The organism is Alcanivorax sp. (assembly GCF_040118815.1).
Lineage (GTDB): Bacteria > Pseudomonadota > Gammaproteobacteria > Pseudomonadales > Alcanivoracaceae > Alcanivorax.
Window position 1 is genome coordinate 279425 of the sequence record NZ_JBEDTC010000015.1, and the last position, 22173, is coordinate 301597.

General features: G+C 56.1%; 23 protein-coding genes. 14 read left to right on the plus strand and 9 right to left on the minus strand.

Features of this window, described 5'->3' with window-relative positions:
• The first annotated feature begins 25 nt into the window (after nt 1-25).
• From ABNH18_RS10520 to ABNH18_RS10565, 10 genes are all read left to right on the plus strand, one after another.
• Entirely contained in the window at nt 26-451 is a 426-nt protein-coding gene (locus ABNH18_RS10520) for a TadE/TadG family type IV pilus assembly protein (protein ID WP_349382764.1), read from the plus strand.
• A 58-nt stretch (nt 452-509) separates the two neighbouring features.
• Nucleotides 510-1547, plus strand: coding sequence for a Flp pilus assembly protein CpaB (gene cpaB, locus ABNH18_RS10525; RefSeq protein ID WP_349382765.1), 1038 nt, complete (start codon nt 510-512; stop codon nt 1545-1547).
• Nucleotides 1537-2766 carry a type II and III secretion system protein family protein gene (locus tag ABNH18_RS10530; protein WP_349382766.1) on the plus strand — a complete coding sequence of 410 codons (1230 nt, stop codon included), beginning with the start codon at nt 1537-1539 and terminating at the stop codon, nt 2764-2766. The genes cpaB and ABNH18_RS10530 overlap by 11 nt, the downstream gene beginning before the upstream one ends.
• 9 nt (nt 2767-2775) lie before the next feature.
• Nucleotides 2776-3939 (plus strand): CpaE/TadZ family protein, encoded by a 1164-nt coding sequence (locus ABNH18_RS10535; RefSeq protein WP_349382767.1) that lies wholly within the window; start codon nt 2776-2778, stop codon nt 3937-3939.
• 99 nt (nt 3940-4038) lie between these two features.
• Complete coding sequence (locus ABNH18_RS10540; RefSeq protein ID WP_349382768.1) at nt 4039-5211, plus strand: TadA family conjugal transfer-associated ATPase; 1173 nt, start codon at nt 4039-4041, stop codon at nt 5209-5211.
• Nucleotides 5211-6134: a type II secretion system F family protein gene (locus ABNH18_RS10545; RefSeq protein ID WP_349382769.1), complete on the plus strand. Its 924-nt coding sequence runs from the start codon at nt 5211-5213 to the stop codon at nt 6132-6134. Before ABNH18_RS10540 ends, ABNH18_RS10545 begins: the two co-directional genes overlap by 1 nt.
• On the plus strand, nt 6127-6993 hold the full coding sequence (locus ABNH18_RS10550; RefSeq protein WP_349382770.1) for a type II secretion system F family protein: 867 nt from the start codon (nt 6127-6129) through the stop codon (nt 6991-6993). Before ABNH18_RS10545 ends, ABNH18_RS10550 begins: the two co-directional genes overlap by 8 nt.
• A gap of 17 nt (nt 6994-7010) precedes the next feature.
• Entirely contained in the window at nt 7011-7694 is a 684-nt protein-coding gene (locus ABNH18_RS10555) for a tetratricopeptide repeat protein (RefSeq protein WP_349382771.1), read from the plus strand.
• A 2-nt stretch (nt 7695-7696) separates the two neighbouring features.
• Nucleotides 7697-7981: a hypothetical protein gene (locus tag ABNH18_RS10560; RefSeq protein WP_349382772.1), complete on the plus strand. Its 285-nt coding sequence runs from the start codon at nt 7697-7699 to the stop codon at nt 7979-7981.
• Between the two features lie 30 nt (nt 7982-8011).
• A complete protein-coding gene (locus ABNH18_RS10565; protein ID WP_349382773.1) occupies nt 8012-9664 on the plus strand; it encodes a pilus assembly protein TadG-related protein in 1653 nt (550 codons plus the stop codon).
• Nucleotides 9665-9803: 139 nt separating this feature from the next.
• On the opposite strand, the gene ABNH18_RS10570 is transcribed toward ABNH18_RS10565, so the two are convergent.
• Together ABNH18_RS10570 and ABNH18_RS10575 are read right to left on the minus strand one after the other, a co-directional pair.
• Entirely contained in the window at nt 9804-10991 is a 1188-nt protein-coding gene (locus ABNH18_RS10570; protein ID WP_349382774.1) for a DesA family fatty acid desaturase, read from the minus strand.
• A 141-nt stretch (nt 10992-11132) separates the two neighbouring features.
• On the minus strand, nt 11133-13103 hold the full coding sequence (locus tag ABNH18_RS10575) for a hydantoinase/oxoprolinase family protein (protein ID WP_349382775.1): 1971 nt from the start codon (nt 13101-13103) through the stop codon (nt 11133-11135).
• A gap of 99 nt (nt 13104-13202) precedes the next feature.
• Here ABNH18_RS10575 and mutM point away from each other — a divergent pair, with 99 nt between their 5' ends.
• Nucleotides 13203-14012 (plus strand): bifunctional DNA-formamidopyrimidine glycosylase/DNA-(apurinic or apyrimidinic site) lyase, encoded by an 810-nt coding sequence (mutM, locus tag ABNH18_RS10580; RefSeq protein ID WP_349382776.1) that lies wholly within the window; start codon nt 13203-13205, stop codon nt 14010-14012.
• 176 nt (nt 14013-14188) lie between these two features.
• Nucleotides 14189-14575: a hypothetical protein gene (locus ABNH18_RS10585; RefSeq protein WP_349382777.1), complete on the plus strand. Its 387-nt coding sequence runs from the start codon at nt 14189-14191 to the stop codon at nt 14573-14575.
• A gap of 85 nt (nt 14576-14660) precedes the next feature.
• Here ABNH18_RS10585 and ABNH18_RS10590 read toward each other — a convergent pair whose 3' ends face one another.
• Together ABNH18_RS10590 and hemW are read right to left on the minus strand one after the other, a co-directional pair.
• The gene (locus tag ABNH18_RS10590) at nt 14661-15422 is read right to left on the minus strand and encodes a TetR/AcrR family transcriptional regulator (protein WP_349382778.1); all 762 of its coding nucleotides are present in this window, start codon (nt 15420-15422) and stop codon (nt 14661-14663) included.
• A 91-nt stretch (nt 15423-15513) separates the two neighbouring features.
• Nucleotides 15514-16680 carry a radical SAM family heme chaperone HemW gene (hemW, locus tag ABNH18_RS10595; RefSeq protein WP_349382779.1) on the minus strand — a complete coding sequence of 389 codons (1167 nt, stop codon included), beginning with the start codon at nt 16678-16680 and terminating at the stop codon, nt 15514-15516.
• A gap of 79 nt (nt 16681-16759) precedes the next feature.
• Here hemW and ABNH18_RS10600 point away from each other — a divergent pair, with 79 nt between their 5' ends.
• Nucleotides 16760-17212, plus strand: a complete 453-nt coding sequence (locus tag ABNH18_RS10600) for a YaiI/YqxD family protein (protein ID WP_349382780.1) — start codon at nt 16760-16762, stop codon at nt 17210-17212.
• Here the strand turns inward: ABNH18_RS10600 and ABNH18_RS10605 are convergent.
• The 5 genes from ABNH18_RS10605 to ABNH18_RS10625 all read right to left on the minus strand — a co-directional run bounded on the left by ABNH18_RS10605 (nt 17203) and on the right by ABNH18_RS10625 (nt 20738).
• Nucleotides 17203-17922: a hypothetical protein gene (locus ABNH18_RS10605; RefSeq protein ID WP_349382781.1), complete on the minus strand. Its 720-nt coding sequence runs from the start codon at nt 17920-17922 to the stop codon at nt 17203-17205. The two genes, ABNH18_RS10600 and ABNH18_RS10605, sit on opposite strands and share 10 nt — an antisense overlap.
• 81 nt (nt 17923-18003) lie before the next feature.
• Complete coding sequence (rdgB, locus tag ABNH18_RS10610) at nt 18004-18594, minus strand: RdgB/HAM1 family non-canonical purine NTP pyrophosphatase (protein WP_349382782.1); 591 nt, start codon at nt 18592-18594, stop codon at nt 18004-18006.
• Nucleotides 18595-18712: 118 nt separating this feature from the next.
• Nucleotides 18713-19303, minus strand: a complete 591-nt coding sequence (gene metW / locus ABNH18_RS10615; protein WP_349382783.1) for a methionine biosynthesis protein MetW — start codon at nt 19301-19303, stop codon at nt 18713-18715.
• On the minus strand, nt 19296-20507 hold the full coding sequence (gene metX / locus ABNH18_RS10620; protein WP_349382784.1) for a homoserine O-succinyltransferase MetX: 1212 nt from the start codon (nt 20505-20507) through the stop codon (nt 19296-19298). The genes metW and metX overlap by 8 nt, the downstream gene beginning before the upstream one ends.
• Before the next feature lie 57 nt (nt 20508-20564).
• Entirely contained in the window at nt 20565-20738 is a 174-nt protein-coding gene (locus ABNH18_RS10625; RefSeq protein ID WP_349382785.1) for a hypothetical protein, read from the minus strand.
• Between the two features lie 35 nt (nt 20739-20773).
• On the opposite strand from ABNH18_RS10625, the gene ABNH18_RS10630 reads away from it, so the two are divergent.
• On the plus strand, nt 20774-22075 hold the full coding sequence (locus ABNH18_RS10630) for an MFS transporter (protein WP_349382786.1): 1302 nt from the start codon (nt 20774-20776) through the stop codon (nt 22073-22075).
• Nucleotides 22076-22173: the final 98 nt, after the last annotated feature.

Genomic DNA, 22173 nt, shown 5'->3' on the forward strand with positions numbered 1-22173 from the left:
AGTGAGGCGCTATAAAGAGGGGGTGGTGGCACTAGAGTTTCTTTTGCTTTTCCCCTTTGTTATTAGCCTAATCTATGCGGCCGGCGTCTACGGTGTCATGTTTACATGGCAGTTTAAGATGCAGGCTGCTGTGGATCGCTCGGCCGCGGCAGTAATGGCTCTCGATCGTGGTTCCACGTCGGAGCCGGCTGTTGCGGCGGCGGCTCTGGCAAGCGGTGCATTAGAAAAAATAGACCTGACGTTTCTGGGCAGTGTGTCGAAGGGGGGCGTCTGTACGTATGAGGCGGGTTCTCCGGATATGATTGTCTGTGAGCTGGGGGTTCCGTTAGATGGTGGGTGTCCTGCGGGTGTCACTACCGCTGGTGCTGATGCGCCAAAGCAGCTGGGCTTTTTTGGTGGTTTTCCGCCATTGCCGGACTGCTTGGTTGCTAGTGCCCGGGTAGCGTTCTGAGGTTTGGATTGGTTTGCCCCATTGCTGATTCCCTGTGTTTGGTCGAGAGGCGCGCAGGGTGGCGAAAGCAGAGTGCCGGGCGCTTTTTTGTGAAGAAGTAAAAGGTAGGCAAAGCGCGCGTGGAGCAATAACCTGTCTGTCTAAAGGGTTAAGTCAACACGTTGCGCCAGCTGCGCACCGCACAACAACCAAGGAGGGGTCCATGGGGGCTCGTTGGCTCTATATGTTGCCGGCGCTGATTCTCAGTGTCGTCGCTGTCGCATTGGCGTTACTGGGTCTCGCCAGAGATCCTGCTCCATCCGGAGATGGTGCTTCAAGTGCGGTGACGCAAGTCACTGAGGAGCAAATAGCCGATGCATTGAAGTTCTCCTATTGGGTCGCGACTCGGGAGTTGAGTGTCGGCGATACCATTGAGGAAGAAGATTTCCGTAAAGTGGGCGTTTCTGCGCCACTGTCTGCAGCAGTAACGGCGGATACGCCGATAACCAATCAATTGCTGCGCCGCGATCTCCGTGAAGGCGAAATTCTTGCCGAATCCCACCTTGAGGTTAGCAACCGGCTGGCACAGGCTGTGCCGCCTGATTTCCGGGCGTTTGCGGTGGCGATTGATGATACGTCAGCGGTGGGTGGGTTGCTTGAACCGGGAGACCTGGTGGATGTTTTGGCTCATTTCAAAAAGGGCGAAGACAAAGAGCCCACCGCTTTAGTGTTGCTTGATGGTGTCGAGGTGTTGGCGGTGAAGGGGCGGCTTCAGGATGCTCCTGCCGAGGATGAAAGAGCGCAAACTCGTAATCGCAACAGTACTGTTGTACTGGCGGTCCCACGTGAAGAGCTGCCTCGCCTGCTACTGGCGGACAGCAATGGTGAATTGCGTTTGGTGATGGCGGGTGAAGCTGTTCAGCAGGATCCTGCTGAGGTGCCAGACGGGGAAGAGCAAATCGCGGAGAAAGCGTCCGAGCAGGGCGACATCAAGATGACAACAAAGCTTGATACATTATTCCCGCAAAAAACCCAACCGGTGCGACGCTCTGCTCCCAGAGGGAACAGGGTGCAAGTATATGAAGGATCTACCTCAAGGAGCACCTATGTACGCTGAACGGACGGAATTAATGCCGGCCAATCTGGAACGACAGGTCGCCTTGGAGCCACAAGGTTGCTTTCAGGAGCAGTTGTATTCTGGTTTCTTGTTGGCGTCTGTAATGGTATTTCTTATGTCCATAGTGCTCTTGCCGTCACTGGCGATCGCTGCTGAGTCTATGGATGAAGTGTTGCAAATGGCGCCGGGTGATCAGCAAGTGCTGACGTTTTCTGAGAGGGTGACGAAAGTCGCAACCTCTGATCCTGCGGTGACGGCAGTGGCTGTGAGTGCTTCGCGAGAGCTTTTGTTGACGGCTAAGGCGGAAGGCTCCTCGATATTGTCCGTGTGGCTTAAGGGTATGGAGCAGCCTTTGCGAAGCACAGTGATCATTGCCGATACGGCGGGCAATGCGCTGCCTTTCGGTACACAGGTGCAGACTGACATTCGCATCCTGGAGGTGAGTCGTAGTGAGCTTAATAGTTTCGGTTTTCAGTATTCCAATATTTTCGACGGAGGCAATACCTCGGCAGGGATCGCATCGCCAGGTGGTGCTGCTCAGGTAGCTGATTCCAGTTTTAGTTTGTTTCGGTTGGGAAAAAACTCCACAACGATTATTAACGCTCTGGAAAGTGGAGGATTTGCTTACACATTGGCGGAGCCCTCGCTTACAGCATTAAGTGGTCAGACGGCATCGTTTCTTTCCGGCGGGGAGTTTCCTGTGCCGACTCAGAGCGACACCAGTGGCGTTCAAATTGAATTTAAAAGTTTCGGGGTTGGTTTAGCACTCACGCCGACTGTTGTTGACGAAAATCAGGTCATCCTAAAAGTGGCGCCGGAAGTGAGTGAATTGGATTTTTCTTCGGGTGTCACTGTTGGCGGTGTTTCAGTGCCAGGTTTGCGGGTGAGACGCTCAGAAACCACTGTGTCTATGGCGCCGGGAGAGACTTTTATCATTAGTGGTCTGGTGAGTCGGAACACAGTGAATAACAGCGATCGGATTCCGGGTTTGGGTAATTTGCCTGTATTAGGGGCTTTTTTCCGTTCAGGTCGTATTGAGCGGGAAGACAAAGAGCTGGTCATGGTTGTAACGCCCTACCTGGTTTCTCCCAAGTCCGCCGATATGCCGCGGGATCCGTTGCCGGGCTCCGGGTATCACAATAGCAGCACGGGATGGCTGGATATGATGACCGAGACACGCCGGGGTTCTCAGGCTGTACGCCACGGGCTGAGCTGGTAAGGAGGTAGCATGACAGAGGAAAGCGTGCTGGCAGTGGTGGAAGATTCTGGCACTGAAGCTTGGCTGGATAATGCCTTGCAGGGAGCTGGAAGGGTTGAGAAGGTCAGTTGTACCGATCTGGGAAGGGTGCTGCGGCTGTTGGAGGCCACAGGGGCAGGTGTTGCGTTGGTGGAGGTCTCCGAACGTGATACCGGGCAGACTATGGCGGCCATCACGGCATTAAGTAACGCTCGGCCTTGGGTAACAGTGGTGGCGCTGTGTCGCTTGGTAGACCAGGAAACGTTGCTGCAATGTATGCGCGCAGGCGCTCGTGATTGTGTAGCGGTGGGTAGTGATTCCGCCGAGCTTAGAGATCGCTTGCGCAGGCACCAGATGGTGCGTCCTGGGCACTGGAATGAGGAGCTGCAGTCACAGCATCGTAATTTGGTATTGGTTGCTGGTGTTGATTGTCGAGTTGATACAGCGTTCCTTACCCAAAATCTTGCAGTGGCTTTGTCTGAAGTAAAGCCGGGCTATCGGATTTTGGCAATCGATGTTGCCAGCCAAAATGAACAAATTTTTCATCTAGATGGACAGAGTGGTTTTGATCTGTCGCAGTTGTTATCGAGCCCAGACACGCTCGATCAAACTCTTATCGATAATGCGTTAGAAGAGTTTCGTCCCGGGTTGCGGCTATTAGCCAGTGGCGATGGGGCGGGTTTTCTTGGGGACAGGGGAGCGGACTTGTTTATTGCGCTGTCTCGATTAATGGGCATGTTTGATCTCATTCTTCTTAATGTGGGCAGTGAGCAACAGTCTGCCTGGGTTAAGTCTATTGGTGTGCATGTCCAAGATTTATTGGTCGTAACTAATCCAGAAGTGGTTCAACTGCGGTCTGTGCGTGAGCACGTTGCCAGCTGGCGTCCGCACCTTCCTTCCACAAGTCATGTACATTTGATTTTGGATGGACATGAACCTTCGCTGCCCCCGAGTGCTGACGAAATAGCTGAAAGTACAGGTTTGGATTTGGCCGCAGCGCTCCCGATGGACTGGAAGCATCGCTTGGAGGCAATCAACTTAGGCTTGCCTATGCAAGAGAGCGCTGTGAAAAGCCCCTATAGTAAAAAAATTCGTGCGCTGGCGAATGTATTGGTTGGACAGGAAGTACAGAGTAAAAAACGGAAGTGGTTATAGGGAAGGTGCCTTGTCGGAGCCAGATAATGAGGCCGCGGAAGGGACGCTGGCCCTGTATTCATGCTGCAGGCTGCAAGCACTAACATAGCGAGGAGCATGGTGGCGGGACGAATTGATGAAGAATACCAACAGCTAAAAGCGCACACACATCAGCGTGTCGTGGATAAGCTGGATGAAGATGGCGTGGAGGTTGCTAAAAGTAATCGAACTCGTGTAAACGACGCAATTACCCGCGCTGTACATCAGCATATAGCGGAGCGCCGCACGCCACTGTCCACTCAGGATTTGAACCAGTTGGTTCGGGACATGATTGATGAGGTCACCGGGTTTGGACCATTGGAGCCAATGCTCCGGGATAGCCGAATTAATGATGTGCTGGTCAATGGTCCGGAAAATGTGTTTGTGGAAATTTCGGGTGTGCTGCAGCGAGCCCAGGTGCGTTTCGTTGATGATGCCCATGTGATTCGAGTGATTCGCCGTATCCTCTCTCCTTTGGGGCGACGCCTGGATGAAGCAAGCCCGATGGTTGATGCCCGCTTGCCGGATGGTTCAAGGGTTAATGCCATTATTCCGCCTCTGGCTTTGGATGGCCCTTCAATTTCTATTCGAAAATTCAACCGCCATCATCTTAACGCAGAAGACCTGATTCGCAGTGGAGCGATGACCGAGGAGTGTTTGCAGGTCCTGATTGATGCTGTGCAGAGTCGTCGAAATATTCTGGTAAGCGGAGGTACGGGTACCGGGAAAACGACAATGCTGAATCTGATCAGTCAGTATATTGCGCGCAATCAACGAATTCTCACCATTGAAGACTCTGCAGAACTAACACTTGATCATCCGCATGTCGTAAGGCTGGAAACCCGCCCCGCAAACGCAGAAGGGAAAGGCTGCGTGACGGCTAGGGAGTTGGTGATAAATTCACTAAGGATGAGGCCGGATCGGATTATTCTTGGGGAGGTGCGCTCGAACGAAATTATCGAATTGCTCCAGGCCATGAATACGGGGCATGAAGGTTCCATGAGCACTATTCACGCAAATGGTACTCGTGATGCTCTGGTGAGAATTGAAACATTATTGGCTGTGAGTGGATATGAAGCCAGTGAGCAAGCGATTGGGCGTCTCATCAGTTCAGCTCTGGATATGATCATTCAGTTAGTCCGGTTGCCTGATGGGCGACGGCAAGTGAGCGAGGTGGTTGCAATTAAGTCCTCAGAGAGAGGGGAGTATCATTTGGAGTATCTATACCGTAGCAGTGAAGAGGGTGCTCCATAATGGACGCAGAATTTTTTCTGTCTGCGGCAAAGAATGTTGCCATTTTGTCGATTTTTTTCTTGGTCGGGCAATGGTGGCTATTGAGATTCAGGTCGCGACAAATAAGCAAACGTCATGTTGATGCTCGCTTGAAAAGCTCGATCGCTGATGCGCAGGTGGAAGAGAAAGACGTTAAATTGGTTGGCAGCCGTTTTGAGCGATTGCAGCTAAAGGCGGGGTTGGAGCTCGAAAAGTCGAGCTTGTTTTTAATGATGCTGAGTGTGATCGCAGCAGCTTTATTAATCGGTTTCCTGTTTGGAGTTCTAGCTGCCATTTTTGTACCTGTTGTAGCGATTATTTTCGCCGCAGCCTATTGGAGTTTTCGCTACCAACGACGTCGTCGTGCCGTTTTTGAAGGCTTGCCTGATGTTATTGATGATGTGGTTAGGGGGGTTGATGCCGGTCGCTCCCTGGAGCAGGCATTGGTGGATTCTTTTAATGATGCGGCCCCGGTGTTTTCCCCTTTAAGCTTTCGCTTGCGTAGTGCTGTAGAGGCAGGTCGGGATTACACTGACTTGATGGACGATTTCGCCAGATTATACAGCGTGCCCCCGTTAGTGTTTGTGGCTGTGGCTCTGCGCACGTCTAGCCGGTTTGGTAGTTCGGTTCGCCCGGTATTGAAGAAAGTATCCCAGGCGTTGCGATCTCAACAGGAGATGCGCAGGGAGTTTATCGCAGCCACCGCAGAGATACGTTTTACTGCGGTGGCATTTGCTGTGTTGCCGGTCGGAATCGGTGTCGGGTTAGTGTCCATGAATGAGAGTTTTCGTCATGTGCTTCTAGATACGGATACCGGCAATAAGCTTTTAGGTGTCTCGATTGGATTTGTTGTTGTAGGGGTCTTGATTATTTCCCGCATGGTGCAGGGGGTGGGCCGTGGTTAGCTTTTTTTTGGCTATTTTATGCGCCGCTGCAGCCTGCTGGTTGGCAGTATTTCAGGCCGGGCGCTGGCAGAGACGAAGGCTGGTGCTGGCTCGACTGAGGCAGCGTGGTCTGAGCTGGGAAGATGGTCCGCGTAATGATGTGCCGGAGGGGCTGGTTTCACGGCTTACTACGTCCCCTTTGATGCAAAGTGACTACAAAGAAGCGTTTGATGCCTTGCGGCTGACTGGCCGTGAAGCGGAGAGAATTCAGACTATTTATTTGCTGGTTTGTTGGTCGTTGCCCCTGATGCTAGTCGTGTTGGGTGCAATGGTTGCTGGTTTTTTTGGCGCGATGTTCTTAGGGGCAATCAGTTTTATCGGGTCCAGGCGGTATATTCGTGGTATGGGGCGAAAGGCCTGTTATCAGCAAAATTTGGAAGCTATTGATTTTGCGCAAATGTTATCTATGTTGCTTGAAGCCGGGCTTACAGTGGAAAGGGGCTTCAGGGTGGCCGCGTTACAGGCGAGACCGTTGATTCCTGGTCTGGCTTATCGTCTGGATCGATTTAACCGTTTGATGGAAAGCGGCGCAGATAGAAGTGCAGCCCTGGATGATATTGGCGAAGGTAAAGATATTCCGGTTTTACATGGGTTGACGAGGCTTTTGAAGCAAAGCGGTGCGCTGGGTGGCGCGATTACGGAAAGTATTCAGCAATTAATCGATGAAGCGCTGGATGTAGAAAAAAGCCAGATCAAGGAAAAGGTTAATAAAGTTGGGGCCAAGATGACGGTGGTAATGATGATTTTTATGATGCCGGCGCTTTTTATTATTGTTGGTGGTCCAGCGGGGATCAATATCGTCGAAGCGTTGGCTCGTTAATTGAGATAGGCGTTAGTATGAAAAAGAAATGGATGAAAATCAGTACAGTGACCAGTTCGCTATTGTTCCTCGGAGCCTGTGCTAGCCACTCGTCGACGGTCTCGTCATCAGAGGCCTCACAATTCAACCCTGAAATACGCTGCTCGGCAAATGTTGACCCTGAGAGTCGAGTGAAGTTGGAAATGGTTGATACCCTTATGTCGAGGGGGCGTAACTATGCAGCGCTAGCGCAGCTGCAAGGTGATAAGCAGGTCGGCCAAGAGTATTGGCATCGCTATGGACAGTTGCTTGCCAAAATTGGCGATTTAGATCGTGCCAGTTTGGTTTTTGAAGAATTGAAAGAAAAATGTGATAACGGTGAGGCATATCATGGGCTTGGAATGGTGGCCTTGAAAAGTGGTGACCTTAGTTTGTCGCTGTCGTACTTTGAAGAAGCTTTAAATCTTATGCCGGCATCCGCCTCCGTCAGGAATGATTATGGCTATGCACTGATGCTGGCGGGTTATGATGATAAGGCGCAATTGCATTTAAGGACGGCGCTAGAGCTGGAAAATGGCAAAGGAATGTCACGTCAGAATTTGGCTATTGCCTATTTCTTGGCTGGAAATCAAAAAGGATTGTCGCTGCTTAAAAATGAATATGCGTTTACAGCTGATGAGCTGGCCCACGCTGAAAGGATGGCTTCACAGATAAGGAGATGAACGTGAAAAAAGTGATGGTTTTTATTGTGGCCTTTTCTTCATTCGGTTTGGTTTGTGCCGATGCGGGAAGCTATGAGTTTGGCCTTTCCGATCCTGCCTATAGCATGAGCTCTGAAACAGTTACTGAGAAAATGCTAGAGCAGCAGCGCAATGCTAGCCCTCCAGTAGAGAGTGAACTTCCCGCTCAATTGTATGTGGATAGTCAGCGTCGTATTAGTGATACCTTTAAGCTTAGTATTCCTGAGAGTTTGCAAGAAAGGGCTGATTCTTTAAAGCAAAGTGATTAATCAGCATTTCAGTACTTTGGGATGATCCAAATGATGACTTCGGCCGGAAAGAAAGAGCAACAGGGTGCAGCCCTAATTTGGCTTGTGTCATTGTTCTTCATATTTATGATGGCTGCCTTGGTGGTGGATTCTGGGCGTTTGTATTTCGAGCAAAAACAGATCCAGAGTGCGGCAAATTCACTGGCTACGCGTATCGCAGAAGAAGGACAAACCTGTAGTGGTGTTGCGGGTGGCATTGATGTATCAGGAAGGGCTCGGGAAGAACTGAATAAAATGATAGGAGATGGGGAGGCGCCGCTAGAAACGTCAGTCAGGTACGCTGTGCTGTCGCTCATTGATGTGCCTGATGGGGAGAATAATAGTGCTTATGTTGTTACTGAGGTGGATTCTCCATTAGAAAGTAATGGTGTATCCGTTGGCTTGCAAAAGGATGTTACGGGGCTGTTATCTTTTGTCGTTGATAAACCGTTAACTGCGGAAGCATCCGTACGTAAAGAGCTTGTTGTTGGCGCAACCATCTCCAGCGAGGTGCTGTCGTTAGATACTAATGAGTCAGCCCTTCTTGGTTTGGTCTTTGGGGATGTGTTAGGGCAGAACTTAACACTGGACGGTGTTGGATTAACTCAGCTGAGTAATGCGCTGACGGATGTTGGCGACTTGGTTGATGCTGCGGGCCTGGCGTCCGCTGTGAATGCGGTTCCGGTTGATACATTGCTGGTTGATGTGCTGAATGCTAGCGAGGGCATTACTGGTCCTGCCGCTTCAGTGGTTCAAGAGCTGGTTAATGCTGCGGTAGGCAACAATGTTTCTGTGGATGATGTCATACAGGGGGTGAATGATGCAGAGGTGCCCCCCGGATCTAAAGTCTCCACGCTGGCGCTTGTGCAGTCGATTATTCTTAATATTGATGGCGCGCTTCCAAAAAATATCAACTTGAATTTGAGCGACCTGGGTGGTGTCGCCGGCTTGGGGGGGCTGCTGTCTCTTTTGGCTGACATAAATGTTGATTTGAGCATAACCCCATCGCCTGGTTTCTTTATTGCTGCCGCCAGAACTGATGCTCAAGGGAATTGGCCTGGGGCAACCAGTTCAGCCATTACTGCTGATGTTTCTCTGAAGACCTTGGGCCTAATAGATGTCGCGCTGAGTTTAAAAACCGCTAAAGCAACTGTCGAACTTAGGGCGGCGGATTGCGTTTCCGGCAACAATAATATGATCTCGAATATTAATATTTATGGGCGTGCTGATTTGATTGAGCTTTCCGCTAACATTGAGGTTGTTGGCGGTCTATTGACTGTTGATTTGGATACGCAGCAAAGGTCGGCAGGTGGTATTGACGCCAATTTTAGCAATATTGATATGGGGAATTATAATGATGTGGACCCTAGACTGTTCCGACAATTCGATGGATCAGATAATACATTGAGTACAGTGCTCGGTGGCTTGTTAGAGAGTGTGGATGTGTGTGCTCTTAATCTTAATATCTGTGTCCTTGGTCTGTTAGAGCTGCTTTTGGGGGATATTGTTCGCGACCTTCTGATTGAAGTGACGAGTATTCTGAGTGAATTGGTGGACTCCCTGCTTGCTCCCTTGCTACAGGCCCTTGGCATTTCCCTGGCCCCTTCTGAGCTAACGCTTGAGTCAGTCGGACAAAGTTATACTCTGATTGAAAGTGGGATTTAGGTTCGTTTATTGAGTGCCCGCAGGTTATGTTTTTATGATGGGTATGAATGTAAAGTGCAATACCTTGGCGTCATTCCAGAGCTCATAACAAGCTAGCATGACAGATAAAAAAACGGCCGCGTTAGCGGCCGTTTTTGTTTCAGGCAGTAGCGTGCCGGTAATGAGGCAGCCGATCGGCGAATTCCTGTAGCGCATGGATGCCGGATTCGCGTGCGTCGTGGCACCACTTCTCCAGGGCTTCCACCATTTCCGTTGAGCTGCGGCTGGTCTGTGTCCAGATGTCCTGCAGGCGCAAGCGGAACTGGTAAATGGCTTCCAGGGTTTCGTTGTTCTCGGTCAGGCTTTTCAGGCGCAGTTCCTGATTGGGTTTGATCAGGGTGAGATCGCGGTGCAGCAACGCCTTGGCGCGGCCGTACAGGTCGCGGGTGGCGTCACAGGCGCGGGCCTGTTCCTGTTTGAATACCGGTGTAATCACGGTTTTGCGGTAATGGCGCATTACCTGGAAACGGTGTTGCATGACACCGCGCAGCGCGTCCAGATCGATCCCGCGGGCGCTTTTTTCCAGTGCCGGTTTCGGTGCCACTTTCTTCACTTTTGCCAGCCCGAGCACCTCAAACAAACGAATCCAGGCCCAGCCGGCATCGAATTCGAAACGGCGCACGGACAGCTTGGCGGAGTTCGGGTAGGTGTGGTGATTGTTGTGCAGCTCTTCGCCGCCGATCAGGATGCCCCAGGGGGAAATATTGCGCGACGCATCGGCGCACTCGAAGTTCCGGTAGCCCCAGTGATGGCCCAGGCCGTTAATGATGCCGGCGGCGAACAGCGGAATCCAGATCATCTGCACGGCCCACACAGTAATACCAGCGGCGCCGAATAGTAGCAGGTCGATGGCGCCCATCAGGGCAACGCCGCCCATGGGGAAGCGGCTGTACACGTTGCGTTCTACCCAGTCATCCGGGCAGCCGCCACCGTACTTCTTCAGGGTTTCTGCGTTTTCCGCTTCTTCGCGGTACAGCTCCGCCCCTTCGCGCAGTACTTTGCCGATGCCTTTGACGACCGGGCTGTGCGGGTCCTCTTCGGTCTCGCACTTGGCGTGGTGTTTGCGGTGGATGGCGGTCCACTCCTTGGTGTTCTGGCCGGAGGTGAGCCATAGCCAGAAACGGAAGAAATGCTTGAGCACCGGGTGCATGTCCAGCGCCCGGTGCGCGGAATAGCGATGCAGGTAGACGGTGACGCTGACGATGGTCACGTGGGTCATGGCCAGGGTGATCAGCACCAGGGCACCGAGACTTGGAGCCAGTAGGCCCTCACTCAGATAATTCAGCATAGATGTCGCACAGTAAAAAGACGGAGCCGCTATTGTGCACTACCCGGGATGACGGAGATAAGGCACTAGACGGGTCAAATTCGGACTTTACGGCCAATCAGGGTCCCAAAGGTGCCTGTTGGCTGACGGATGGAGGGTGCGCTATGGGGTCCGCTGCAACAAAAGGTGCCCTTGGGGATCTATGGCGGCATGCCAGTTTGGAGCCAGCCAGGTGGTGCCCACGGCTTCGTAAACCAGTGCCGGGCCGGTGATCCGCTGGCCAGCCCCCAGTGACTCACGGTGATACACGGCTACCGGGGTGTCGATGCCAGGCAGGGTGATGTGGCGTTCTGCTGGCGCTGCCTGGGTATGGCGGTCCGGTTGGCGAGGTGGGCTGCTGTGGGTCTGGCTCTGCACGCGCAGGTTGACCTGTTCGGCGGCCAGCCCCAGCTGGTGGCCAAAGCGTTGCTGGTGGGCTGTGTGAAAGCGGTTTTCCCGGTCGGCCAGCGTGGGGGCCCAGTCAATTTGCAGGACGGACGATTGTCCCCGGTAGCACATGTCCACAAACACCCGGTGGCGAATCCGCTCTGCGCTGACGCCTTCCGCAATGAGTTCCGCCTGGCCTTGTTGTTGCAGTTGCGCAATGCGCTCGTGCAGCTGGGCTTCGTCCGTCTGCGCCGGTAGAGCTTGCAGCATTTCCCGTTTGCGGGGTGCGTAGACCAGCCCTTCAGCAGACAGGACGCCCGCCCGCTGCGGGACAATGGCCCGTGTCATGCCCAAGTTGTCGGCCAGTGCGCAGACGTGCAGACCACCGGCGCCGCCGAAGCTCATGAGTGCGAAGTCCGCGGGGTCTAACCCTTTCTGGATGGAGATCACCCGCAGGGCCTGGGTCATGTGTGCGTTGGCCAGCGCCAGCACGCCTTCGGCGGCTTGCTGGCGCGTCAGGCCCAGCGCCTGGGCGAGCTGGTCCATGGCCTGCTCGGCGGCAAGCACATCCAGTGCCAGTGAGCCGCCAAGGGCAAAGTCTGGCTGCAAGCGGCCCAGCACCACGTTGGCATCGGTCACCGTGACCTGCTGCCCGCCTTTGCCGTAGCAGGCGGGGCCCGGGTCGGCGCCAGCAGATTGCGGCCCTACGTGCAGCAGTCCTGCGTCATCCACATAGGCCAGCGATCCGCCGCCGGCGCCGATGGTGTGCATGTCCACCATCGGCACGGCCACCGGGTAGGGGCCAATGTGGCCCTGCTGGGTAAGGCGGATATCACCGTCGAGCAGGGCTACATCAGTGGAGGTGCCGCCCATGTCGAAGGTCATCAGGTGCGGCTGTTGCAGTTGCTCGCCGAGCCGCTGAGCGGCCGCCAGGCCGCCGGCAGGGCCAGACAACAGTAAATTCACCGCCAGGTCAGCCGCCTGCTGTGAGGCGATGGTGCCCCCGTGGGATTGCATGATGGCCAGTGGCGCAGGTGCTGTGGCCTGTTGCAGGCGCTGCAGGTAATCGGCCACGCGGGGCGCCAGCCAGGCGTTCAGCCAGGTGGCCATGCCGCGTTCGTATTCGCCTCGTGTGGGCAGTATTTGGTGCGAGGGGCTGACCGTAAAGCCGGCCTTGCGCAAGGCGTCGCTGAGCCGTTGCTCGTGTTCCGGGTTCAGGTAGCTGAACAACAGGCACAGGGCGATAGACTCCGGGGCCAGCTTGCGGGCAGCGTCGAGTAGGGTAGCAATGTGGTCGTCGGTGAGCGGTGTTACGGGGTGGCCGGTGGCATCCAGCCGTGCCGGGCAGCCCAGGGCGGGTAGCTGGCTGACTGCAGAGGCGTTGCTGGCCGGGGTCAGGTTGTAGAGCTCCGGACGATTCTGGCGGCCAATGCGGAGGATATCCTCCAGCCCTTCATTGGTAATCAGCAAGGTACGAGCACCCTTGCCTTCCAGGGCGGCGTTGGTGGCCACGGTGGTGCCGTGTACGATGGCCAGTTCCCCGTTGCTCATGGCATCACGCAGGCCCAGTTCTTTGATGCCTTGCATGATCGCACGCTCAGGGGCGGCGGGAGTGGACAGGACTTTATGGATGCGAGGTTCGCCGTCGCCGAGCAGAACAAAGTCCGTAAAGGTGCCGCCGGTGTCGACGCCGAGCCAGTATTTCATCGCCTGTGTCTTCTCTTTCACGATTCCCGGATGCCTTTCCCGGTTACAATGGGGGCAACCCTATCACATCCTGTTGTTGCACTATGATTGAGTTGTTGCATGCCTGAATTGCCTGAAGTGGAAACCACCTTGCGCGGCATTCGTCCGCATGTGCAGGGGCGTATTTTGACGTCGGCCACGGTACGTGAGCCGCGCCTGCGCTGGCCGGTGAGTGAGGCCATTTATGCGTTGCGTGATTGCCCGGTTGTGGCCCTGCGCCGGCGCGCTAAATATCTGTTAATCGAGCTGGAGCACGGCCAGGTGCTGATTCACCTGGGCATGTCGGGCACTTTGCGGGTGGTGGATGCCAGCTTGCCGTTGCGAAAGCACGATCATGTGGATTTGCTGCTCGATAGCGGTAAGGCTCTGCGTTTCAACGACCCACGTCGCTTCGGCACGGTGCTGTTTCAGGGCGGTGAAGAACCGCACAGCCTGCTGCAGTCGCTGGGGCCGGAACCGCTCAGTGATGATTTTCATGGCGAGGGGCTGTTTGCTCGTTCCCGGGGACGCAAGGTTGCGGTAAAGAGTTTCATTATGGATAACGCCACGGTGGTGGGAGTGGGCAATATTTACGCTCAGGAAAGCCTGTTTATGGCGGGCATCCATCCCTCCCGAGCCGCCGGGCGCATTTCTCTGGCGCGTTATCAGGCGTTGGCGGAGGCGATCAAGGTGGTGCTGGCCCGGGCGATTGAAGCGGGTGGGACCACCCTGAAGGATTTCACTCGTGCGGATGGTCAGCCCGGATATTTTGCCCAGTCGCTGAATGTGTATGGGCGTGCGGGTCAGCCTTGTCTGCAATGCGCGGCCATATTGAAGGCGGATCGCCATGGCCAGCGCAGTACGGCCTATTGCCCGCAATGTCAGCGGTAACGGGGCGAGATCAGGAGTGGTGGCCTGGCGTCGCCGCTGATCAATCGTTGATCGTCTGGACTATTGCTGGCCTAAGAACAAAGGTGTAGATTGTGATGCAATTGTCGGAATATTAACGACTTAGCTGAAACAATGTCAGCGATACTTTAACTATAAAAATACAAGAGGGACTCACCATGAAGCGAGCAAAGCGCCCGGTAGTGGCATCCGTACTCGCCTCCACCATGCTGTTTGCTGCCATGGCGCCCGTCACGGCACAGGCGGCTGAATCGAAGCTGGATCGACCGGGGGAAATGGCGATGATCGGCGACGCGGTTTTTGCGCGCCCATTGCTGCTGGTTTCCACAGTGGTGGGGGCTGGCCTATATGTGGTTACGCTGCCGTTTAGCCTGCTGGGGGGGAATCCGGGAGAAGCCGGTGAAGTGTTGGTCATGAACCCGGGCAAAAGTACTTTCGTTCGTTGCCTGGGTTGTACGCCGGCTCAGCACGAGAGCCTGAAGGCGGAAAAAGAGCTGCGTAACAACGAAAAGCGTGAACAGGAAGCGGTGGCCAGCGCGGAATAAATTGCGACCTGCCGTCACCCACAAAAAAGCCCCGCCATGGCGGGGCTTTTTTGTGGGTGATCAGCAGATGAACTGAGGAGGGGGTTCAGGCGCCACCCAGTGTCAGGGTGCTGCCTTTTTCCTTACACAGATCGGCGAATAAATAGTCGCAGAGGCGGGTCACTTTGTTGCTAAGTGCGGCGTCATCAAAGGGGCTGTCGTGAACGGGGTGCCACTGCATGGCGTTAAGCTGTAACTGTACGTTGCGCAACAGCAGCCGGTGAGGGTCTTTTAGGTCATACATGTCCAGGATGCCGTCGGCATGGATCAATGTATGCATTCCCATGCACATGGACCATTGGGCGATGCTGAAGGTTAGCGGGTCCTGACCATGGTCTTCCAGTTCGTTGCTGGCAATGGCATCGCGAACCACCTGCTCCACCATTCTGCCTATGGGTTGGGTGGCGGCCAGAAACTGTTCCCGGCGGCTGGGGGATGATGCCAGCCAGACCACTTCAGTCATGATGTACTGTTCGAGCCGAAAATGTTCAGGGTAGTGCTGGGCAAACAGTGAGTAGGCCAGGGCAAATCCGAGCATCTTGTCGCGGTTGGGGAGGTCGGAATGGGCGACTTTCTCGAAGTATTCCCGCCGTGTGGCGGTCAGCTCGGTACAGACCGCGATGAGCAGGTCTTCCTTGGAGGCGAAGTGGTGATAGAGCGTGCCGGTGGCAAAATTGCAGCTGCGGGCAATGGCCGCCATCTGTACCCCCAGCAAGCCTTCATTGCACAGTTGCTGCCGGGTTGCCTCAATAAAGAGTAGTTCTCTTTCTGCCAGCGCCTGTTCGCGCCCGCTACGTGTTTTTGTCATAGTCATAATCTTTTGTGATCCCGCCATTCAGTGTGAATAGCCTTGCTATAGGGTTCAAGCGCTTTTCTCTGCGTGTAGACAGACGTGCTGTTTACAAAAGCGCGGTCGCCAGCTTTTCCAGCAATCCGTTCAGGTGGCGCAAACCATTATCGGTACAGGCCAGTCGTTGGTCTGTGAGGGAGAGCAACCTCTGCTGTTCGAACGGAGTCAATGCGTTTCGCCACTGTGCAGTCGGTTCGCCGGTGGCCTCCTCCAGCGTCTGCCAGCGGACACCATCGACTAAGCGTAAACCATTGAGCAGAGCCTCGAACAGGCGATCTTCGCGGGCAATGGGCTGGTGCTGGCGACGAGCGTGGGCGGCGTCGGCCAGGTAGTCTTCCGGCTTTCGGGTTTTCTGGTAACGATGAACGTTACCTTGCGCGGCGGTAGTGATCTTGCCGTGGGCGCCGGCGCCGATACCGAGATAGTCGCCGAACTGCCAGTAATTGAGATTATGTCGGCAGCCACGCCCAGATTGCGCGAAAGCGGAAATTTCGTAGCGCTGATAACCGTGCTGCGCGAGCAAGGCGAAGCCGGCCTGCTCGGTGTCGGCCATGGCATCACTGTCGGGCTGGACGGGAGGGGAGCGGTAGAAGACGGTATTGGGTTCGATGGTCAGTTCGTACCAGCTCAGGTGCGTGGGCTGCAGGGCGATGGCCTGTTGCAGGTCGTCCAGGGCCTGGGCGTGGGTCTGCCCGGGCAGGGCATGCATGATATCCAGATTGAAATTGTCGAAGCCAGCGGCTCGGGCCTGGTGGGCGGCGTCGATGGCCGCGCTGGCATCGTGGATGCGTCCCAGTGCTTGCAGATGGTGATTGTTGAAGCTCTGTGCACCAATGGACAGGCGGTTGATGCCCGCCGCGCGAAAGCCCTCGAACCGCCCGTTTTCCAGGGTGCCTGGATTCGCCTCCAGGGTAATTTCGGCGTCTGCTTGCAAGGTCAGCCGTTGGCGAATGCCCTGAAAAAGCTGCTGGTAAAAGTTGGCGGACATCAGGCTGGGCGTGCCGCCGCCAATGAAGACGGTTTCCACCGGGCGGTCGCCGATCAGTGGCAGGTCCTGTTCCAGGTCGGTGAGCAGGGCCTGCAAATAAGCCGCCTCCGGAATTTCGCTTCGCTCGTGGGAATTGAAGTCGCAATAGGGGCATTTGCGTACACACCAGGGGGTGTGGATGTAGAGCGAGAGTGGCGGGTTGGCCAGTGGGGTGTGGTTCAGTGACATGACGCCTCCAGTGGCCGCGAAGTATGGCGCTTTGCGGCGGTCAGGTCTAACCTTGCCGGCTGACAGAAGGAGCGAAGCCATGGCGCAGATATGGGTGGATGCGGATGCCTGTCCGCGTCCGGTAAAAGAGGTGTTGTTTCGGGCTGCCCAGCGGATGCAGGTTGCCTGCACGCTGGTGGCCAATCAGCATATTGCGGTGCCCCGTAGCCCGTTGATCCGTTCCATTCAGGTGGGGCAAGGGTTCGATGTGGCGGATAACGAAATCGTGCAGCGTTGTGAAGCCGGGGACCTGGTGGTAACTCAGGATATTCCGCTGGCGGCGGAGGTGGTCGAAAAGGGCGCCGAAGCGGTGACGCCCCGTGGCCACTGGCTGGACAAGGATACCGTGCGAGAGCGTCTGAACATGCGTGATTTCATGGAAGAAATGCGCTCGGCGGGGATGCAGACCGGTGGGCCGGCCAGTTTTTCCAGCCAGGACAAGGGGCGGTTTGCCAATGCCCTGGATCGCTGGTTGGCCCGGACTCAGAAGTAACCCATTACGCCTACCTGGCCCCAACTAAGATCGCCGCCGCCATCACGGCGCACATCTTCCCCGGCCCAGCTGTGCTGCCAGCCCGCCCACAGGTTGACCGCCCGGTGGCAGTGCCAGGTCAGCATCACACCCACTTCGCGGTAATTGGGGCCATCGTACTGCTCGCTGGCGTAGCCCTGATCATAGGCTTGTGTCAGCCGCAGCTGTGCGATGACGGACTCGTGAAGGAGGTGCTCTACCACCAGAGACAAGGCGTAGAAGGCGCCACTGGCCTGTTTGCTCCAGGTGCCATCCGCGCGCAGCGCCAGCCAGGGTTGTAGATGCGTGGCAATGCCGAACCCGGTTTCCACGTCGTCAGGGGCGTCCAGTGCCGGGTCGTCCGCGTGGAACTGCAGGTAGGTCACGTTCAGGTACGGTTCCCAGCGGCCGATGCCCGGCGCGTACTCTGCAAACAGGTTGTTTTCCCGGTAGTTGCTGCTGCCTGCGCCCCACGCTTGCCAGACACCCAGGGCTGCGTGGTCTTTTGCCAGATCGCCACCCAGGCTGTACAGGCTGTGGCCGTCGAGGTTGTCGCGGCCTTCGCTTACATAGCGGCTGTGCCATTGCGTCTGCAGGCTGCCTTGCAGTGGCGCGGCTTCGCTCAAGGTGGCGGGCAGCAGCAGGGCAAGGCTGAGCCAATGTTGCGGGCGGGAATGGTCTGAGATTGGCACCTAGCCTGCTCCTTGCTGGCGGGGAAACCTTGAGGTTATCAGAATGGGGCGAAGGCGCAGTGAAGGCGCTCTGGCAGCAAGTTAGCCTTGCAGCGCCCCGATCAATGCGGCCATGGCCTTGCCTCGGTGGCTGATGGCATTTTTCTCTGTGGCGGGGAGTTGTGCCGCGGTGCAGCCCTTTTCTTCCACGAAGAAGTGCGGATCGTAGCCAAAGCCTTGTCCGCCTTGCGGCTCAAGCACAATACGGCCGTCCCAGCTCCCCTGGCAGATTAACGGGGTGGCGTCGTCTTCGTGGGTCATTAATACAATGAGTGCGACGTAACGAGCCTGGCGAGCGTCTTCGGCAATCTCGGAGAGCATTTCCACCAGTAGCGCATTGTTTTTGGCATCGGTGGCGCCGACGCCGGAAAAGCGGGCAGAGAAAATGCCGGGGCTGCCGTTCAGCGCGGCGACCTCGAGACCGGAATCGTCGGCGATGGCGGGCAGGCCGGTGTGCTTGCAGGCATTGCGGGCCTTGATGATGGCGTTTTCCACAAAGGTGCTGCCGGTTTCTTCGGCTTCCGGCACATCGAATTCACTCTGGGCGACCACTTCAATGTTGAGCGGCGCCAGCAGGTGCTGCATTTCAGCCAGTTTTTTTGCGTTGCCGGAGGCGAGAACGATTTTTTCCATGGGGAACTCCTGACGTTGTTAGCTGCTAGCGTCTAGTGGCGAGCCACGAGGCAAAATAAAAAATCGGGAACTCGCATTGCGAATTTTTTCACTACCCAACCTCGTAGCTCGTAGCTGCTTAGCCTTTTATCCGATAAATCGCGATTTCGCCGAACAGGTTCGGCCACCATTTGCTCAGCACGCTGGTGCGGTGATTGCGGTTGATCACCTGGCGCTCGAGGATACGAATGCCGTGCTTTCGGCAGTGGGTTTCAAAGTCCTGCACGGTGCACAGGTGGATGTTTGGGGTGTTGTACCACTCGTAGGGCAGTGCGGACGAGACCGGCATACGCCCCTTTAGGCCCAGGTAGGCACGGACTTTCCAGTGGCCGAAATTGGGAAAGGTAATAATCGCTTCGCGGCCCACGCGGACCATTTCGTTGAGGATCTGGTCCGGGCGTAGCACGGCTTGCAGGGCCTGGGTCATCACCACGTAATCGAAGCGGTGGTCCTGAAAATTGCCCAGGCCGCCATCCAGATCCTGCTCCAGTACGTTAACGCCCTTTTCAAAGCAGGCTGCCAGATTGTCCTGACTGATCTCCAGACCATAGCCGGCGGTTTGTTTATGGGTTTTCAGGTGGGCGAGCAGGGTGCCGTCGCCGCAACCCAGATCAAGCAGGGTGGCATTGTGGGGAATCCAGTCGCTGATTAACTGCAGGTCATCACGCATGGTTACCGGCCTCCCCGTTTTCCGTTTCGTTGGCGCTGTTTTCCACCTCGTTGGCGACCCTGTGCATGTAGGCACCGAACAGCTTGGTGTACTCGGGAATATCCAGCAGGAAGGCGTCGTGGCCCTTGGGTGTATCGATTTCCGCGTAACTCACGTTGCGGCCGGCGTGCACCAGGCCGTTGACGATTTCCCGGCTGCGTTCCGGGGCGAAGCGCCAATCGGAGGTGAACGACATGACCAGGAAGTTGCAGCTGGGTTTGGCTAATGCTTGTTCCAGGGAGTGATCGAATTCCCGGGCCGGGTCGAAGTAGTCCAGTGCCTTGGTCATCAGCAGATAGGTGTTGGCGTCGAAGTTGCGCGAGAACACCTCGCCCTGATGGCGCAGGTAGGATTCCACCTGAAACTCCACATCGAAACCGAAATGGAAACGTCCGGCACGCAGGTCGCGGCCGAACTTCATGCGCATGGCATCGTCGCTCAGGTAGGTGATATGGCCGACCATGCGCGCCAGAATCAACCCTTGGCGTGGGTAGGTGTCGTGGAGGTAATAACGCCCGCCGTGAAAATTCGGGTCAGTGAGGATGGACTGGCGCGCCACTTCATTGAAGGCGATGTTCTGTGCCGACAGCTTCGGTGCGGCGGCGATGACCACTGCATGGCTGAGGCGTTCCGGATAATCGATGGACCACTGCAGGGCCTGCATGCCGCCCATGCTGCCGCCGATGACTGCCGCCCAGCGTGGAATGCCGAGCACATCGGCCAACCGTGCCTGGCTGTTCACCCAGTCCTTCACTGTCATCATGGGGAAGTCCGGCCCCCAGGGCTGGCCGGTCTCCGGGTTGATGGACGCCGGGCCGGTGGAGCCGTGGCAGCCGCCCAGGTTGTTCAGACTCACTACGAAGAAACGGTTGGTGTCGATAACCTTGCCAGGGCCAATGCAGGTGTCCCACCAGCCCGGACGCTTGTCATCGGCACGGTGGTAGCCCGCCGCATGGTGGTGGCCGGACAGGGCATGGCAAATCAGCACCGCGTTGGATGCGTCGCGGTTCAGGGTGCCGTAGGTTTCATAAACCAGATCATAGGTCGGCAGGGTGCGGCCACATTCCAGCTCCAATGGGGCGTCGAAGTGGTGAACCTGTGGCTCGATCAGCCCTACGGAGCCGGCGGCGGCATGGGGCAAGGCGTCTGAATTCTGTGGCGACATGATGACTCGCTAGCAAGAGATGTCGCAAAGTCTAAAGCCCGCCCGGTGGGGGCGCAATCAAAGCCCGGTGGTTGGCATGGTATCCTGCTGAACCGGCACGGTATTTTGACGGTTCGGCGCATCCAGCATGCCGGACGCCTGATGCTTTCCCACAAACCCTACGCGCAGCAAAGCGGGGAAAGCGTGACGCAATAGCGGCAGCCTTTCAGGCCGCGTTTTTTTGTCAGGCATCCGGCATTCAGCGTCTAGCGATTATCAGGGAGCGTATGAAGAAAGAGTCAGTAGTGGATGCGTTGTATGAAAAAGTGGCCAACGATGAAGACGCGCGCACCTGTACGGAGATCAGTGAGGACGCCTGCCGCGAGGTCCCGGGTAATTTCTTTCGTATTATCGCCGCCAATACCCTGACCAAGGTCGGCGACTTGCTGATCAACCCGAAAACCGTATTGGCCTGGTTGATCAGTGCGGTGGGTGCGCCGGGCTCTCTGGCTGCCCTGCTGGTGCCGATTCGCGAGTCCGGCTCGCTGATTCCCCAATTGATGATCGGCGCACTGGTGCGCCGCTACCCGGTGCGTAAGGGCTTCTGGGTGCTGGGTGCGGCGCTGCAGGGGCTGTCCGTGCTGGGTATGGCGCTGGTGGTCTGGTTGCTGGACGGCCTGGCTGCGGGGCTGGGTATTGTTGGCTTACTGATGCTCTTTAGCGTCAGTCGGGGATTTTGCTCTGTCTCCATGAAGGATGTGCAGGGCAAGTGCATTCCCAAATCTCGCCGTGGGCGGCTCACCGGGTTGTCGGCAACCCTGTCCGGGGCGTTGACCTTCGGGCTGACGCTGCTGATTTTTCGTGGTGATAGCGACCCGTCCGTGCTGTTCTACAGCGCGCTGCTGGCAGGCGCCGGCACAGCCTGGTTGGTGGCCGCGCTGGTGTTCCTGTCCGTGGATGAATATCCCGGCGCCAATGAAGGCGGAAACAATGCCCTGCGTGAGGCCTGGAACAGTTTGTCCTTGTTGACACACGATGCGCCCTTTCGGCGTTTCGTTATCACCCGCGCCTTGCTGATGGCATCGTCATTGGCGTCGCCTTTTCTGGTCTTGCTGGCGAAAGAGCAGTCCAGTCTGGCGCTCTTGCTGGGGAGTTTCGTGCTGGCGTCGAGCCTGGCCAGTGCGGTGAGTGCCACGGTATGGGGCTATATGGCAGACAGCTCCAGCCGCACGGTCATGGTTCGCGGTGGCGCTCTGGCGGCGCTGGTGTGTGTGATGGCGGGGGGCGTGTCAGTGTCCGGCGTGCAGGCTGAGGGCATGCATTGGTTGTACCCCGTGGCCTTTTTCATCCTGGCCATTGGCCACGCAGGCGTACGTATTGGCCGCAAGACCTACATGGTGGACATGGCGGGTGGCACCAAACGCACCGACTACACGGCAGTGAGCAATACGGTAATTGGGGTTTTGCTGCTGGCGGTTGGCGGTATCAGTGCGGCGGTGGCCATGCTGGGCAATGACTGGGCGTTGCTGGTGCTGGGCACCATGGGCGCCATGGGGGTTGTGAGTGCCAGGTTGCTCAGCGAGGTGTGAGCGGGAATCTCAAGTGCCGCTTTTCGGTAACGCGTGTAAGCCTTTTCTTAAAGTTACGGTGGCGCCTTTACATTTCTGTATTCAACTTTATGCTCTTC

Excerpts from the sequence above, each read along its gene's own strand:
- ABNH18_RS10530 (WP_349382766.1), top strand. The coding sequence starts at position 1,537 with ATGTACGCTGAACGGACGGAATTAATGCCGGCCAATCTGGAACGACAG.
- ABNH18_RS10535 (WP_349382767.1), top strand. The coding sequence starts at position 2,776 with ATGACAGAGGAAAGCGTGCTGGCAGTGGTGGAAGATTCTGGCACTGAA.
- ABNH18_RS10545 (WP_349382769.1), top strand. The coding sequence starts at position 5,211 with ATGGACGCAGAATTTTTTCTGTCTGCGGCAAAGAATGTTGCCATTTTG.
- ABNH18_RS10555 (WP_349382771.1), top strand. The coding sequence starts at position 7,011 with ATGAAAAAGAAATGGATGAAAATCAGTACAGTGACCAGTTCGCTATTG.
- ABNH18_RS10565 (WP_349382773.1), top strand. The coding sequence starts at position 8,012 with ATGATGACTTCGGCCGGAAAGAAAGAGCAACAGGGTGCAGCCCTAATT.
- ABNH18_RS10570 (WP_349382774.1), bottom strand. The coding sequence starts at position 10,991 with ATGCTGAATTATCTGAGTGAGGGCCTACTGGCTCCAAGTCTCGGTGCC.
- ABNH18_RS10575 (WP_349382775.1), bottom strand. The coding sequence starts at position 13,103 with ATGAAATACTGGCTCGGCGTCGACACCGGCGGCACCTTTACGGACTTT.
- mutM (WP_349382776.1), top strand. The coding sequence starts at position 13,203 with ATGCCTGAATTGCCTGAAGTGGAAACCACCTTGCGCGGCATTCGTCCG.
- ABNH18_RS10585 (WP_349382777.1), top strand. The coding sequence starts at position 14,189 with ATGAAGCGAGCAAAGCGCCCGGTAGTGGCATCCGTACTCGCCTCCACC.
- ABNH18_RS10590 (WP_349382778.1), bottom strand. The coding sequence starts at position 15,422 with ATGACAAAAACACGTAGCGGGCGCGAACAGGCGCTGGCAGAAAGAGAA.
- hemW (WP_349382779.1), bottom strand. The coding sequence starts at position 16,680 with ATGTCACTGAACCACACCCCACTGGCCAACCCGCCACTCTCGCTCTAC.
- ABNH18_RS10600 (WP_349382780.1), top strand. The coding sequence starts at position 16,760 with ATGGCGCAGATATGGGTGGATGCGGATGCCTGTCCGCGTCCGGTAAAA.
- rdgB (WP_349382782.1), bottom strand. The coding sequence starts at position 18,594 with ATGGAAAAAATCGTTCTCGCCTCCGGCAACGCAAAAAAACTGGCTGAA.
- metW (WP_349382783.1), bottom strand. The coding sequence starts at position 19,303 with ATGCGTGATGACCTGCAGTTAATCAGCGACTGGATTCCCCACAATGCC.
- metX (WP_349382784.1), bottom strand. The coding sequence starts at position 20,507 with ATGTCGCCACAGAATTCAGACGCCTTGCCCCATGCCGCCGCCGGCTCC.
- ABNH18_RS10625 (WP_349382785.1), bottom strand. The coding sequence starts at position 20,738 with ATGCCTGACAAAAAAACGCGGCCTGAAAGGCTGCCGCTATTGCGTCAC.
- ABNH18_RS10630 (WP_349382786.1), top strand. The coding sequence starts at position 20,774 with ATGAAGAAAGAGTCAGTAGTGGATGCGTTGTATGAAAAAGTGGCCAAC.